This window comes from Saccharothrix ecbatanensis, from assembly GCF_014205015.1.
Lineage (GTDB): Bacteria > Actinomycetota > Actinomycetes > Mycobacteriales > Pseudonocardiaceae > Actinosynnema > Actinosynnema ecbatanense.
In genome coordinates this window covers 2,655,657-2,671,047 of the sequence record NZ_JACHMO010000001.1, presented here as the reverse complement: position 1 = coordinate 2,671,047, position 15,391 = coordinate 2,655,657, and the positions used below count along the sequence as shown (strand labels likewise).

Sequence of the window (15,391 nt, the reverse complement as noted above, 5' to 3'; positions counted from 1 at the left end):
GAGGGCACCGGCTGGTGAGCGCTGCGTGCCGTGGGTCACAGCGCCGGGAGGTGTGGTTCCTCCAGCCAGGAGCGGAAGAAGAGGCTCAGCGGGTAGGTGGTGTGGCGTTGGGCCAAGGCCATGAAGTCGGCGGTCGTCGCGGTGCCGTGCCGGTGGGTGTCGGTCCATTCACGGAGAGTGGCGAAGAAGTCGAGGTCGCCTTGGCGGGTCCGCAGGCCGTGCAAGGTGAGCGCGCCACGCTTGTAGACCCGGTCGTCGAACAGGTTCGCCACGCCGGGGTCGCCGATCCTGAGGTCCTGCGGTGCGCGGGTCAGCCGGGCACGCGCCCGTTCGGCGAGGACTGCGGCGGTGGGGCCGCCGGAGCGTTCCGACCACAGCCACTCGGCGTAGCAGGCGAAACCCTCGTTGAGCCAGATGTCCCGCCAGTCGGCCAGGCCGACGCTGTTGCCGAACCACTGGTGCGCCAACTCGTGCGCGACCAGCCGTTCGTGCCCGCGCCGCCCGTCCACGTGGTTGGCGCCGAACACCGACATGCCCTGCGCCTCGACCGGCACCTCCAGCTCGTCGTCGGTCACCACGACCTGGTAGGCGCGGAACGGGTAGGGGCCGAACAGCTCCTCGAACACGGTCATCATCCGCGGCTGCCGGGCGAAGTCGTGCCGGACGTCCCGCACCAGCCGGGCGGGCGCGGCCACGTCCTGGCCGCCGCCCAACGGCACCCGCACGTACTGCCCGATCTGCACGGACGCCAGGTACGTCGCCATCGGCTCGGCCTGCTCGTAGACCCACGTCGTGCTGCTGCCGCCGGTGCGACCCTCGACCTGCACGCCGTTCGCCAGCACCACGTACGACGACGGCGCGGTGACGGAGATCCGGTACGTCGCCTTGTCCCGCACCAGGTCGTTGCACGGGAACCAGGACGACGCGCCGACCGGCTGGCTCGCCACCAACGCCCCGTCGGCGAGCTGGTCCCAGCCCAGCTCGCCCCAGTGCCGGGTCCGGATCGGGCGCGCGACCCCCGAGTACCGGACCTCCATGGTGAACGGCCCGTCCACCGGACGTGTCGGCCGGATCCGCAGCTTGCCGCCGCCGTGGGTGTGGCGTGCCGGTTTGCCGTCCACCAGCACCCGGCTCACCGCCAGCGCGTCGAAGTCCAGCACGACCCGCGTCAACGGCGCCGAGGCCACGGCGGACAGGGTCGCCCGCCCGCCCAGCCGTCCGGTGTGCGGCTTGTAGTCCAGGTCCAGGTCGTAGTGCGCGACCCGGTAACCGCCGTCGCCGTGATCGGGGAGGTACCCGGTCATCGCCAGGCGGAGATCGGGTTGCCCAGCCACCGCGTGCCCGCCGGCACGTGCTCGCCGCGCATCACCAACGACGCCGGGCCGACCGTCGCGTGCGCGCCGACCGTCGCACCGGGCAGCACGATCCCGTGCGGGCCGAGCGTGGCCCCGTCCGCCAAATCCACCTTGTCCATGCGCAGGATCCGATCATGGAAGAGGTGGGTCTGCACCACGCACCCCCGGTTCACGGTCGCGCCGTCGCCCAGCCGCACCAGGTCCGACTCCGGGAACCAGTACGACTCGATCCACGTGCCGCGCCCGATCCGCGCGCCCAGCGACCGCAGCCACAGCGCCATCACCGGCGACCCGCCCGCCGAGCCGACCAGCCACGGCACCGCCAGCACCTCGACGAACGTGTCCGCCAGCTCGTTGCGCCAGACGAACCCGCTCCACAGCGGGTGCTCACGGGCCCGGAACCGGCCGACCAGCAGCCACTTCGCCACCGCCGCCACCGCGCACGCCGCGACACCCGCGGCGAGCAGCACCAGCCCGGCCAGCAGCGGCCACGCCCACAGGGACATCACGGCACGCAGCGCGAACACCACACCCACGACCAGCGCGACGTGGCACATCACCGGCACGACCCGGCACAGCTCGACCAGCGCCCGTGCCACGACCAGCCGACGCGGCGGGTCGAACGTGCGGCTCTGGTCGCCCTGCTCGGCCGCGCGCGGCAGCTTCATCGGGGGCATGCCCAGGTACGAGCTGCCCGCCTTGGCCCGCTTCGGCGTCGCCGACAGCACGCCCACCAGGCCGCGGTTCGGCACCGAGCGGCCCGGCGCGGTCATCCCCGAGTTGCCCAGGAACGCCCGCTTGCCGACCCGCGCGGCGGCGATCCGCAGCCAGCCGCCACCCAGCTCGTAGGAGGCGACCATGGTGTCGTCGGCCAGGAACGCGCCGTCGCCGATCGTGGTCATCTTCGGCAGCGCGAGCACGGTCGACGCCTCGACCCGGCGGCCGACCTTCATCCCCAGCGCACGCAGCCACACCGGCGTGAACAGGCTCGCGTACAGCGGGAACAGCGCGACCCGCGCCATGTTCATCAGCCGTTCGGTGGTCCACGCCTGCCAGGCGATCCGGCTGTGCACCGGGTACGTCCCGGCCCGCAGCCCGATCCCGAGCAGCCGCACGGACACGAGGACCAGCAGCGCGTACGCGCCCAGCCACGCCACCGTCGCCAACGGCACCGAGAGCAGCGCCGACCCGAGAGTCAACGGCTGGCGCACGACCAGCAGCACCGCCGGAACGGCCGCCGCCACCGGCAGCAACCCCAGCGCGGACGTCGTCACCGCGTAGACCAGCTTCCACCACAGCGACCGCGGCGGACGCGGACCGGGACGACCGGCCTTGCCGTCGCGCGTCGCGGGCACACCGGCCCACCGCTGCCCGGTCGGCACCGAGCCGGTCACCCCGGAACCGGGCGCGACCTCGGCCCGCTTGGCGACCCGCGCGCCGGGGAACAGCGTGCTGCGCGCGCCGACCGACGCGCCCGCGCCGACCCGGATGCGGCCGACGTGCAGCCGGTCGCCGTCCACCCAGTGCCCGGTCAGGTCCACCTCGGGCTCGATCGCGCTGCCCTTGCCGAGCTTGAGCATCCCGGTCACCGGCGGCGCGGAGTGCAGGTCGACGTCGGGGCCGATCTTCGCGCCCAACGCGCGGGCGTAGTGCGTGAGCCACGACCCGGCGAGGTTCGTCGCGCCGCTGAACTCGGCCAGCCGTTCGGCGGTCCACAGCCGCAGGTGCACGCCGCCGCCACGCGGGTACGTGCCCGGACGCAGACCGCGCAGCAGCAGCCGTGCGCCGCCCGCCGCGATGGCGACCTTGCCGGGCGGGCTGACGAACAGCAGCCACCCGGCGGCGATCCACCACCACGAGACCGGCGTGGTGAAGCCGATGAGGTTGCCGACCGCGGCCAGGGCGACCGACCAGCGCAAGCCGATGAGGCTCATGAGCGGGATCAGCAGCAGGGACTGGATCACGCCGGTCCGCCGCGGCGTCGGCACGACCTCGCGGGTGGCGGCACGGTGGCCGCTCAGCTCGTCCAGCCGCGCGGCCAGCTGCCGCAGCGTGGGGTGCTGGTAGATGTCGTTGACCGAACCGCCGGAGTGGCGGGTCCGGATCGTGGAGACGAGCTGCGCGGCGGCGAGGCTGCCGCCGCCGTGGGCGAAGAAGTCCGCGTCTGGACTGGTGATCCGCGCGCCCAGCAGCTCCGTCCACTGCTCCGCCAGCCACGCCTCGGTGCCGGTGAGGGTGTCCTCGGGCACGCCGACGTCGAGGGACGGCAGCGGCCACGGCAGCGCGGCCCGGTCCACCTTGCCGGACGTGCGCGTGGGCAGGGTGTCCACCACGGCGAGCAGCGGCACGAGCGCCGCGGGCAGGGCGGTCCGCAGCCGGGCCAACGCGTCGGCGTGGTCGAAGTCTTCGGCAGCGACGACGTACCCGACCAGGACCTGGTTGCCGCCCTTGGTGGTGCGCACGGCCGCGGCTGCGCCGGCGACGGTGGGCAGCGCCTGCAACGCCGCGTCCACCTCGCCCAGCTCGATCCGCCGTCCACCGAGCTTGACCTGCTCGTCCGCGCGGCCGAGGAACAGCAGGCCCTCGGGTTCGGCGCGGACCAGGTCACCGCTGCGGTAGGCGCGGTCCCAGCCCGGCCCGTACGAGGCCAACCCGGGCAGCGGCGCGAACTTCTCCGCGTCCTTGGCCGGGTCGAGGTAGCGGGCCAGGCCGACGCCGCCGATCACCAGCTCACCGGAACCGCCCATCGGCACCGGCGCGCCCGTGGCGTCGACCACGGCCAGCTCCCAGCCGTCCAGCGGCAGGCCGATGCGCACGGGACCGTCACCGGTCAGCCGTGCCGCGCACGCCACCACGGTGGCCTCGGTCGGGCCGTACGTGTTCCACACCTCGCGGCCGTCGACGGCGAGCCGCTCGGCCAGTTCGGGCGGGCACGCCTCACCGCCGAAGATCAGCAGCCGGACGTCGTCCAGCGCGTCCACCGGCCACAGCGCGGCCAGCGTCGGCACCGTGGACACCACCGTCACCTCGCGCTCGACCAACCACGGGCCGAGGTCGAAACCGGTGCGCACCAACGCCCGGGGCGCGGGCACCAGGCACGCGCCGTTGCGCCAGGCGAGCCACATCTCCTCGCACGAGGCGTCGAACGCCACCGACAGGCCGGCGAGCACGCGGTCGTCCGGGCCGATCGGGTCGTCCGGCAGGAACAGGCGGGCCTCGGCGTCCACGAACGCGGCGGCGGACCGGTGCGAGACGGCGACGCCCTTGGGCTTGCCGGTCGAACCGGAGGTGAAGATGATCCACGCGTCGTCGTCCGGGCTCGGCGTGCCCAGCAGACCCATCGGAGTGCCGCGCATCTCCAGCGTTTCGCCGACGACGGCGCACACACCCGCTTCGGTGAACACGAGTTCGGCGCGCTCGTCGGGATCGTCGGCGTCCACCGGCACGTACGCCGCACCGGCCGCGAGAACGGACAGCACCGCCAGGTACAGGTCGACCGTGCCGGACGGGACGCGGATGCCGACCCGGTCGCCGACACCCACGCCGGACGAGGTCAACACCTGGCTCCGCGCGTCGACCTCGTCCAGGAGCGCGCGGTAGGTCAGCGAAGTGACGCCGTCGTCCAGCGCGGGGGAGTGGGGGTGCCGGCGGGCCGTGTCGGCCAGGACGTCGAGCAGGGTGCGCTCGGGCGCGGCGGCCCCGGCGCGGAACAGCGCCGGCGCGTCGATCAGCGTGGGGAAGGCGGTGTCGGGGGCGATGGTCACCGGCGGGCACCGATGGGACGCGAACGCACTGTGTAGTCCTCCGAAGGGTCGGATCGCTGCTCCGCACCCGGCGGGGACCGGCCAAGCAGCCTCGGCGATCGCAACCACGAAACCGCCGACGTGCGACTTTACCCGCCATTCACGTGACCGTCGTGTCAACGCGACGGCAAGTGGGTGGTGTCACACAGCGTCATGACGGCGTGCCGGGTTTGGTCGGAGGGCCGTCACGCGCCGCTGTGCAGCGTCTTGAGTTCCTTGTGCGCCAACGGAACTACCGCTGTCGGCATCCGTCGAGCAGCAGCTGAACGGTCAGACGCGCGTCGTATGCGGGATCGACCCGTTCGGCGCCCGCGCAGACGTCGCCGATCGCGCGAAGCAGTTGGTAGGCGGTGAGGTCAGCCTTGACTTCGCCCGCGTCGCGGGCCGCGGCGAGGATGTCGGCCAGCACCGGCACCAGGCGATCGAGGAACAGCGCGTGCAGGGCGGTGAAGCCGTCGTGGTCGTCGCGCATCGCGGCGGCGAGCCCGTGTTTGGTCACCAGGAAGTCCGCGAAGAGGTTCACCCATCGAGTCATCGCGACGAACGGTGACGCTGCTGTCGCGAGCAGGGCGGGTCCGGCTTCGGCGCAGGCGTCGACCTGGTGCCGGTAGACGGCCACGACGAGGTCGGCGCGGGTGGGGAAGTGCCGGTAGATGGTCCCCATGCCGACGCCCGCCTCGGCGGCGATCCGGCGAACCGGCGCGTCCACCCCGTCGGTGACGAACACCGATGCCGCGGCATCGAGCAGCGCCTTCTCGTTCCGCCGGGCGTCCGCGCGTTTGGTCGGGTTCGCGGTCCTCGACAACGGCTCGTCTCCTGCGCCCACGCGGCGCTCCTCTCCCACGACTGCACTCCTTCCACGACCGCGCTTGCCAAACGGAACACTGCTCCGTATATTTGGAACAACGCTCCGGTTACGAGCCTATCCGGTTGTCCACTCGCTCGACAGCCCGCGCCGACACAACGCCCACAAGCACTGTGAGGAAGCCACACATGCCCGCACCCGTCACGGCCACGCCGAGCGCCGTCCCGGCCATGACCACCCCGATCATCAGCGTCAAGCCGGTTGTCCTGCCCGCGCCGGAACGTGGCGACGACCTACAGGTGCGCGTGTCGGCCCCGGCTTCCGGCGCCGGTCTCCCGGTCCTCGTCCTCGCCCACGGCTTCGGCAAGTCGATGTCCTCCTACGACCCGCTGGTCGATTTCTGGGCGGGCAACGGCTTCGTCGTCATCCAGCCCACGTTCCTCGACTCGCGCACCCTCGGCATCACCCCCGCCGACCCCCGGTACGCGGACATCTGGCGCATCCGGGTGCAGGACGTCGGACATGTGCTCGACGAACTCGACCACATCCTCGCCGAAGTCCCGGGGCTCGGTGACCGCGTCGACCGGGACCGCATCGCCGTCGCGGGACACTCCTGGGGTGGGCAGACCGCCGGCATGCTTCTCGGCGCACGCGTCGTCGGCGCGGACGGACAGCCGGGACCCGACAAGACCGATGCCCGCGTGAAAGCCGGTGTGCTCCTGGCGACGACGGGCCTCGGCGGCGACGACCTGACGCCGTTCGCCAAGGAGAACTTCTCCTTCATGAGCCCCGACTTCGACCGCCTGACCACACCGACCCTCGTGGTCGCGGGCGACCACGACCAGTCCGCGCTCTCCACTCGTGGCCCCGACTGGTTCACCGACGTGCACCGGCACAGCCCCGGCGCCCGCAGCCTGCTCACCCTGTTCGGGGGCGAGCACCTGCTCGGCGGGATCCACGCCTACAACGCCACGGACACCACCGACGAGAGCCCCGAGCGCGTCGCGTTGATCCGGTGGGCTTGCTGGGCCTACCTCCGCAGCGCTCTCGGGATCGACGACATCGCGTGGAAGCAGGTGCAGGCCGAACTCGCGGAGACCACCGACCCGATCGGGCGTATCGACGACAAGTGAGACGCCGCACCGCCGCCGGGTCAACGCTGGTCGAAAGCCCACATCCGACCTGGCAGCAACGTGGTCAGCGCGACCGCGTAGGTGCCTGTCGGGTAGCACGATGTGGCCGACAGGCAGGATTCGACGAACACGGCCACCCGCGAGTTCGAGCTGATCTTGGGCTGCGCCGCATAGGCCAGCTCTGTACGCGGTTCGGGGAGCCGGGTCTCGATGCCGGTCAGCATGTCGTGCAGGTAGCCGCGCGCCGCGGCGTAGTACTTCCCGCTGTCGCCGGTCTGCCGAAAGTAGCCGACCAGAGTGCCGGTGCGGTCACTGGAGGTCGGATACAGGCCCCACGTGACCCCGTCCTCCCACGCCCGCAGCAGCTGTGGAGAGGCGCCGGGCGTGGTGGCGATCCTCTTGAGTTCGAACCTGCCCCCGCCGCAACCCGGGCAGCCGCTGCCGCGGCCGTAGAAGATCCACTTGCCGTTGCCGCTGATCACGAAGCCTTCGCCCTGCACGCCTTCCGGGAGGATGCGCGGCTCGACGGCCCCGGGGTCGAGAACCGCCAGCCGGATGGGGTCGGCGGGGGTCTTCCGGTACTGCAACGCGATCGTGGTGCCGTCGTCGGAGAAGAGCGGCCCCGTGTAGATGTAGCAGCCGGTGAGCGGGTCCGCGCACTCGAGCAGCCTGGTGGTCTGGCCGGTGTGGAGGTCGTGCCGGATGATGACACCGCCCGCCGCGTTGTTTCTGGCCAGCCACGACAGCCATCGCCCGTCGGAGGACAGCGTGATCTTGTTGGGGGACCAGTCGCCCGACATGGTGTAGATCGGGCGAACGCCGGAAGTCAGGTCGCGGTAGTAGAGGACCATCGGACCTGCGTTCACCCGGCCGGCGTACGCGAACGTCGTGCCGGTGTGCCCCATCCCGGCCTCCCAGCTCACCGCGAGCGGACTGCCGTTCTCCCGCACGCTCACGAGAACAAGCGCGCCGGACTGCAGGTCTTTGCGAACCAAGTAGACCCCTTGGTCCGCGGGAGTGCGGTGAGGGGCGGGCACCAGGGTGCTGTGGCTGTACGCCGCCAACAGCGCGTGCCGACCGTCACCGGACAGCCCGGTGAAGACGACGCCGCCTTTGGGGTCGGGCTGACCGGCGGTGTCGGTGTCGACCCTGGTCAACCGAGGCGTGGCGGCTGCGGCGCCGGCCGGCGCCGACGGCACGACCACGGCTGTGATCGCCACCAGCGCGACGACAAGTCTTCGGAGCTTCCGCATGGGAACCGTTGTGCGAGATGACATCACCGAAGTCTGCCGGCACGCCGAGTACCGCGAGGTCGGTTCGCATCCGTATACGCGGACGTACACCTGTCTCCGTATGTCGTCCCACAGGGATACGGATCGCGGTGGATGCGCGAAGCGGGGCGGTCACAGCAAAGTAGACGAGGCAACCGCACCATGCCAAGGAGACGATGTGCAGCTGACCGCGGAGTTCGCCCCGGACCGACAGACCCTTGTCGGCGGTCCGCTGCGCGGATGGCAGCACCACGCGCACGAGGACGCGCTGGCACGTCTCGGTCCCGTGCACCCGGCCGAACTGCCGAACGGTCTGGAAGTCCTGGTCACCACGCTGGGCCTGGAGGCGACCAGGGCCCTGCTCAACGACGGCCGGATGGCCAAGGACGCCGCCTCGCTGCGGTCCGCGATGCAGGACCAGTTGGCGCGCAAGGGCAGACCGACCGACCTGTCCCGGATCATCGGCCCGTCGATGCTCAACACGGACCCGCCGCACCACCGCAAGCTGCGCGCGCTCGTGTCGCAGGCGTTCACGTCACGCCGTGTCGAAGAGCTGCGCCCGGCGGTGGAGAAGACGGCCCGCGAGATGGTCGCCGCCCTGCCCCAGGACGCCGACCTGATCAGCGGACTGGCGTTCCCGTTTCCCCTGGCGGTGATCTGCGACCTGCTCGGCGTGCCGGCCGAGGACCGCGCCCAGTTGCACCACTGGACCACGGCGATGATGACCGAACGCCCTGAGCTGGTCGTGCCCGCCTCCGACGCCATGTTCGGCTACCTCGCCGGTCTGATCGAGTACAAGCGCGAGCAGCCGGACGACGCGCTGCTCAGCGCGATGGCGCAGGCGGAGATCGACGGCGACCGGCTGACCCCCGAAGAACTGCTGACCACCGCGATCCTGCTTGTCGTGGCGGGACACGAGACCACGACCGGCCTCATCGGCAACGCCGCCACCGCCCTGCTCGCCACCCCCGGCGCGTGGGCGGCGTTGAACGAGGACACCGTGTCCGCCGCGGTCGAGGAAACGGCACGCTGGGACCCGCCGGTCCGCGTCACCCCGCACTACCGCGCCACCGTCGACGTGGACGTGCCCGGCGGCGTCATCCCGGAGGGTTCCGTGGTGATGATCGGCATGGGCACGGCCGGTCGCGACCCGCTGGTGCACGGACCGACCGCGGACCGCTTCGACCCGACGCGCGTGCCCGCGACCGGCAACGCGACGCTGGGCCACGCGACGTTCGGCTACGGGGTGCACTTCTGCGTGGGCCACTACCTGGCCCGGATCGAGACGCGCGCCGCACTCTTGGCGTTGCGTGAACGCGCGCCGCAGGCACGGCTGTCGGTGGACGCGGCCGAGTTGGAGCGTGGCGACAAGGTCGTGCCCAACACCTTCGCCGCCGTGCACGTGGCGTTGGACGCGTAGAGCGAACAGGACGGGAACTCACATGTCGGCACGACTGGGCGAGCTGCGGCGGACGGTGCCGGGGGGCGGCCGTTCGACCATGCTCGCCAGCAGGGTGATGAGCTGGTGGCGGTTGGCGATGTCGAGCTTGCGGTAGATCCGGGTCAGGTGGGTGTGCACGGTCGCGGGGGAGATCACCAGCCTGGTGGCGACCTCCGTGTTGGACAGGCCGTCACCCACCAGCCGGGCCACGTTCCACTCGGCCGGGGTGAGCCCGGCCGGGCGGTGGTCCGGCGCGCTGTTCGCGGCGACGTCCTCGTCGAGCACGATTGCCAGCGCCTCGTCCACGGACTCGGCCCGGCTCGCGTAGGCCCGCTCGTACTCGTCGTCGCCGAGCGCCGCCCTGGCCTGGGCCGCGGTCTGCTCCGAGAGCAGCGAGAACGGCACCAGGCCGTCGACCCGCACGCCGGTGACGCGGTGCAGCCGGTGTGCCAGGCCCAGCATCCGTGCGGCGGCGCGGGCGTCACCGGCGCGCACGTGCGCCCAGCCCAAAGCCTCGATCGTCCACAGCGGGCCCCACTTGTCGCGGATCGCCCGCTGGATCCGCAGGCCCTCCCGCAGCACTTCCAGTGCCCGTTTCGGATCACCCCACCGGGTCTCGACCACGCCGTTGCACCAGTGCGCCCAGCTCAGCCCCCAGGCCGCTTCGAGCTGTTGGCAGGTGGTGAGGAAGTCGTCCGCCGCGGGCTCGGCCTGCTCACGGGTGCCGAGCAGCACGAGCGACACGGTGAGCAGGATGTGCGCGAGGTGGTGGTCCACCGCGAACGGCTGCCCGAGCTCCCCGAACTCCTTGTGCGCCTGCCGAAGCAGCTCCACGCCGTCGAGGTCGCCGGTCGCCAGCACGATGTACGCGCCGCCCACGAACGTCACCGCGGCCAGCGGCACGTCCACCTCGCGGGCCAACGCGACGGCCTCGTCCACCCGCCGCGCGACCTGCTGCCGTTCCACGCCCAGGCACAACGCGATCCACGCGTCGAGGGCGATGGCACTGGCCCGCAACGGGTCGGCGGCGACGGGTGCGGCGGCCAGCGCGCGCCCCAGCCACAGCCGCTCTTCCGGTAATCGGCCGGCGTAGGTGTACCAGCGGGTGCGGGCCAGGTCGACGCTCATCTGGAGCCCGGCGTACGCGGTGGCGGGGTTGCCGATCAGGTCCGCCAGCACCACCCGGTGGTTGGCCATGTCCGCGTCGACCGCGGCGAGCAGCGCGGCCTCGTTGTGCCCGACGAACGACTCGGCCAGCCGGGCCGCGTCACGTCGGAAGTAGTCCTGGTGGCGGAGCCGGACGTCGTCCACCTCGCCCGCGTCCCGCAGCCGGGCCGCGCCGTGCTGCCGCAACGGTTCCAGCAGGTGGTAGCGGCTGCGGTCGGCGGACGGCAGGGCGATCGACTTGTCCACCAGCCCGGCCAGCGTGTCGGCCACGTCGTAGGCGTCCAGCCCGTCGCCCGCGCACACCGCCTCGGCCGCGGGCAGCGTGAACCCGCCCTCGAACACCGACAGCCGTGCCCATAACAGGCGTTCGGCGGGCGTGCAGTGGTCGTGGCTCCAGTCGATCAGGGCGGCCATCGTCTGGTGGTGCTCGACCGCGGTGGTGTCGTTGGCGGTGAGCACGCGCATCACGTCGTCCAGCCGATCGGCCAGCAACGACACCGGCATGGACCGCATCCGCACCACGGCCTGCTCGATCGCCAACGGGATGCCCGCGACCCGGCGCAGCACCCGCACCACGTCCGGCCAGTTCTCCGGCGTGACACCACCCCAGCCGGGCACGCTCGCCTCGGCGCGGTCGACCAGCAGCGCCACCGACTCGTGGCCCAGGTCGAGCGGCGAGCCCTCAGCGGGCACGTCCAGCGGCGGCACCATGACCAGCACCTCGCCGGGCACCCGGAGCCGGGCCCGGCTGGTGGCCACGATCCGCAGTCCGGGCGCCGCGCCGAGCACCGTGCGCACGAGGTGCGCCACCGGTTCGACCAGGTGCTCGCAGTTGTCCAGCACCAGCAGGAGTTTCCGCGGCTTGAGGTAGTCGACCAGCGTCTCCAACGGCGTCGTGGTGGCCTGGTCCGGCACGCCGACCGCGCTCGCCACGACCTGCGCCAACAACTCCGGGTCGCCGCCGCGGGCGGACGCCAGCTCGACCAGGCGCACGCCGTCGTCGTAGGCGCGGTCCACCTGCGCGGCCAGTTCCAGCGCCAACCGGGTCTTGCCCGCACCGCCCACGCCGGTGAGCGTTATGAGCGGTGCGACGCCGATCCGTCGACGCAGTTCGGCGAGTAGTTCCTTCCGTCCCACGAATGAACTCAGTGCACGCGGCATGACACCGCTTCCCGATGCCCGGTCGGTCATCCGGACACCGTACGACACCGATCGCCGACGCGGCGTGAGATCGCCGAAGCGGCCCGCAGGCGAATCACTCTGCAAATCCTTGCGAAGCTCGCCCTGAATCGAAGCACTTCACTCCGTTTACAGCGGTACAGCCCCAGGTCTAGCCTGCAAGGAATTGCATGACCTTGCGCAAAGACGCGTGACGGGAGCAGTGATGCGAGCAAGATCGCAACGATGGACCGCCTTACTCGTGGCGGCGGGCCTGGCCGCGGCGACCTGGGCCGCGCCGATCGGTTCCGCCGAGGACTCGACCACACCGCCGGCCGCGGCCGGCTCCACGACCGTCTTCTACCGCCTGCCGTCGGGCTGGCCGGTGGCCAACGTGCACTACCAACCGCGAAACGGGCCGTGGACCGCCGTGCCCGGGGAACGTATGGAAGCGGCGTGCGCCGGCTGGGTGCGCCGGACCGTGTCGCTCGCCGACGCCACCGGCCTGGTCGCGGTGTTCAACAACGGCTCGGGCACCTGGGACAACAACAACGGGCAGAACTACAGCCTGGGCACCGGGAACGTCACGGTCGCCGCCGGCGTCACGGGCACCGGAGACCCCTGCGGCGCCGACCCAGGCCCGGGCCCGGACCCGACCGGCGACGCCGAGGTCTACTACTTCACCAAGACCCGGAACTGGACCGCGACCCGCATCCACTACCAGCCCACCGGCGGCACGTGGACCGCCGTGCCGGGCGTGCCCATGGAACAGGTCTGCGCGGACTGGGCACGAGCCTCGGTCGACCTCGGCACCGCCACCGGCCTCAAAGCCGCGTTCAACAACGGCTCCGGCCAGTGGGACAACAACAACGGCGCCGACTACACCATCGGAACCGGGCGCAGCACCGTCAAGGACGGCGTGGTCACCGCGGGCGCGGCCGATCCCTGCGGACCCCCTGCCCCGCAGGACACGATCGCGCCCACCGTGCCGACCGGCCTCCAAGCCACCGCGTCCGAACTCACCGTCTCCCTGGCCTGGACCGCCTCCACCGACAACGTCGCCGTCGCGGGCTACGAGATCACCCGCACCGGCGGCGCGCTGGGCACGGTCGTGCGCAACACCGGCAACGTGGGTTTCGCCGACGGCCCGCTGACCGCGAACACCACCTACACCTACACCCTCAAGGCCTACGACGCGGCGGGCAACAAGTCCGCCTCCACCGCGTCCGTCGCGGTGACCACGGGAGACGCGCCACCCGCCCCACCCGGCGGCACACCGTTGGGCGGCGACCCGCGCGAGGACTCGATCTACTTCGTGATGACCGCACGCTTCAACGACGGCGTCACGGCCAACAACCGGGGCGGCAGCCAGCACGTCCGCTCCGGCAACGCGGCCAACAACGACCCGATGTTCCGCGGCGACTTCCAAGGCCTGGTCGACAAGCTCGACTACATCAAGGGCCTCGGCTTCTCCGCCGTCTGGATCACCCCGGTCGTGCTCAACCGCTCGGACTACGACTTCCACGGCTACCACGGCTGGGACTTCTACCGCGTCGACCCGCGCCTGGAGACCCCCGGCGCGTCGTACCAGGACCTGATCAACAAGGCGCACGCCAAGGGCCTGAAGATCTACCAGGACGTCGTCTACAACCACAGTTCCCGCTGGGGCGCGAAGGGCCTGTTCCAGGCCAAGGTCTTCGGCGTCCGCGACAACCAGTGGTCCTGGCACTACGACCAGCCCGTGCAGGGCTTCGAGTACGACGGACTGACCATCGACCCGAACACCGGCAAGTCGTACTACAACGGCGACCTGTGGTCGACCACCGAGCCGACCGGCAACACGTGCGTCGACTGGGGCAAACCCACCCAATACACGAGCCCCGAGGGTTACCGCATCTACAGCTGCCAGTGGCCCAGCCCCACCTCGGGCATGTTCCCCGCGCAGCTCTACCACCGCTGCTGGATCGGCAACTGGGAGGGTGAGGACTCACGCTCGTGCTGGCTGCACGACGACCTGGCGGACTTCAACACCGAGAACCCGATCGTGCAGAAGTACCTGATCGACGCCTACAACCGGTTCATCGACATGGGCGTGGACGGCTTCCGGGTCGACACCGCCGTGCACATCCCCCGCGTGACCTGGAACCGCCGGTTCCTGCCCGCGATCCAGCAGCACGCCACCGCGAAGTTCGGCGAGAAGGGCCGCGACTTCTTCGTCTTCGGCGAGGTCGCCGCGTTCGTCAACGACAAGTGGAACCGCGGCTCGGTCAACCACTCGGCGCAGTTCTTCACCTGGAAGGAGCGCCGCGAGTACAGCGCCGACGACGCCACCGCCTCGCTGGAGCAGTACGACTACGAGCAGGGCATGGGCACGGGCGGGCAGCCGACGAGCCGCAACGCGTTCCTCGACGGCAACGCCTACCACGCGCCGGACCACTCGAAGTTCTCCGGCATGAACATCATCGACATGCGTATGCACATGAACTTTGGCGATGCGAACAACGCGTTCTGGAACGCCAAGGACTCGGACGACTCGACCAACGACGCCACCTACAACGTGACGTACGTGGACTCGCACGACTTCGGGCCGAACAAGTCCAGCGTGCGCTACTCGGGCGGCACGGACGCGTGGGCGGAGAACATGAGTCTCATGTGGACGTTCCGGGGCATCCCGACGCTCTACTACGGCTCGGAGGTCGAGTTCCAGGCGGGCAAGCCGATCGACTGCGGACCGACGTGCCCGCTGGCCACCACCGGGCGGGCCTACTTCGGCGACCAGATCGCGGGTCAGGTCACGGCGTCCGACTACGGCGTGGTGTCGTCCGCGTCCGGCACCGTCGCCACCACGTTGCAGAAGCCGCTGGTCAAGCACGTGCAGCGGCTCAACCAGATCCGCCGGGCGGTGCCCGCGTTGCAGAAGGGCCAGTACTCGACCGACGGCGTCTCCGGCGGCATGGCGTTCAAGCGCCGCTACACGTCCGGGTCGGTGGACAGCTTCGCGCTGGTCACCGTCTCCGGGTCGGCGACGTTCGGCGGCATCCCCAACGGCACCTACCGCGACGTCGTCACGGGTGACACGAAGGTCGTCACCGGCGGCAGCCTGTCCGCGTCGGTGGGCGGCAAGGGGAACGTGCGGGTCTACGTGCTGGACCTGCCGGGCAACCCGGCGCCGGGCAAGGTCGGCGTCGACGGGCCGTACCTGAAGTGACTTCCGGCGGGCGGGCGTGCTTCTCTCCCACCGCCCGCCCGCCGGATCCC

8 protein-coding genes are annotated in these 15,391 nt (G+C 71.3%); 3 read left to right on the top strand and 5 right to left on the bottom strand.

Annotated elements, in window-relative coordinates:
- Positions 1–35 precede the first annotated feature (35 nt).
- The 3 genes from F4560_RS11540 to F4560_RS11530 form a co-directional block, all read right to left on the bottom strand.
- Positions 36–1,304 carry a M1 family metallopeptidase gene (locus tag F4560_RS11540; RefSeq protein WP_184919355.1) on the bottom strand — a complete coding sequence of 423 codons (1,269 nt, stop codon included), beginning with the start codon at positions 1,302–1,304 and terminating at the stop codon, positions 36–38.
- A complete protein-coding gene (locus F4560_RS11535) occupies positions 1,301–5,119 on the bottom strand; it encodes a Pls/PosA family non-ribosomal peptide synthetase (RefSeq protein ID WP_184919353.1) in 3,819 nt (1,272 codons plus the stop codon). The genes F4560_RS11540 and F4560_RS11535 overlap by 4 nt, the downstream gene beginning before the upstream one ends.
- A gap of 271 nt (positions 5,120–5,390) precedes the next feature.
- The gene (locus tag F4560_RS11530; RefSeq protein ID WP_221484210.1) at positions 5,391–5,963 is read right to left on the bottom strand and encodes a TetR/AcrR family transcriptional regulator; all 573 of its coding nucleotides are present in this window, start codon (positions 5,961–5,963) and stop codon (positions 5,391–5,393) included.
- A 188-nt stretch (positions 5,964–6,151) separates the two neighbouring features.
- On the opposite strand from F4560_RS11530, the gene F4560_RS11525 reads away from it, so the two are divergent.
- A complete protein-coding gene (locus F4560_RS11525) occupies positions 6,152–7,096 on the top strand; it encodes an alpha/beta hydrolase family protein (RefSeq protein ID WP_184919351.1) in 945 nt (314 codons plus the stop codon).
- 20 nt (positions 7,097–7,116) lie between these two features.
- Here the strand turns inward: F4560_RS11525 and F4560_RS11520 are convergent, their stop codons facing one another.
- A complete protein-coding gene (locus F4560_RS11520) occupies positions 7,117–8,349 on the bottom strand; it encodes a hypothetical protein (RefSeq protein WP_184919349.1) in 1,233 nt (410 codons plus the stop codon).
- A gap of 196 nt (positions 8,350–8,545) precedes the next feature.
- Between F4560_RS11520 and F4560_RS11515 the strand changes: the two genes are divergently transcribed.
- Positions 8,546–9,787 (top strand): cytochrome P450, encoded by a 1,242-nt coding sequence (locus tag F4560_RS11515; RefSeq protein ID WP_184919346.1) that lies wholly within the window; start codon positions 8,546–8,548, stop codon positions 9,785–9,787.
- A gap of 18 nt (positions 9,788–9,805) precedes the next feature.
- Here the strand turns inward: F4560_RS11515 and F4560_RS11510 are convergent, their stop codons facing one another.
- Positions 9,806–12,112: an ATP-binding protein gene (locus tag F4560_RS11510; RefSeq protein WP_184919344.1), complete on the bottom strand. Its 2,307-nt coding sequence runs from the start codon at positions 12,110–12,112 to the stop codon at positions 9,806–9,808.
- 247 nt (positions 12,113–12,359) lie between these two features.
- Here F4560_RS11510 and F4560_RS11505 point away from each other — a divergent pair, with 247 nt between their 5' ends.
- Complete coding sequence (locus F4560_RS11505; protein WP_184919343.1) at positions 12,360–15,341, top strand: carbohydrate binding domain-containing protein; 2,982 nt, start codon at positions 12,360–12,362, stop codon at positions 15,339–15,341.
- Positions 15,342–15,391 lie beyond the last annotated feature (50 nt).

What these genes read in the sequence shown, in the direction of transcription:
- F4560_RS11540 (WP_184919355.1), bottom strand. Translation starts at nt 1,304, where the DNA reads ATGACCGGGTACCTCCCCGATCACGGCGACGGCGGTTACCGGGTCGCG.
- F4560_RS11525 (WP_184919351.1), top strand. Translation starts at nt 6,152, where the DNA reads ATGCCCGCACCCGTCACGGCCACGCCGAGCGCCGTCCCGGCCATGACC.
- F4560_RS11520 (WP_184919349.1), bottom strand. Translation starts at nt 8,349, where the DNA reads ATGCGGAAGCTCCGAAGACTTGTCGTCGCGCTGGTGGCGATCACAGCC.
- F4560_RS11505 (WP_184919343.1), top strand. Translation starts at nt 12,360, where the DNA reads ATGCGAGCAAGATCGCAACGATGGACCGCCTTACTCGTGGCGGCGGGC.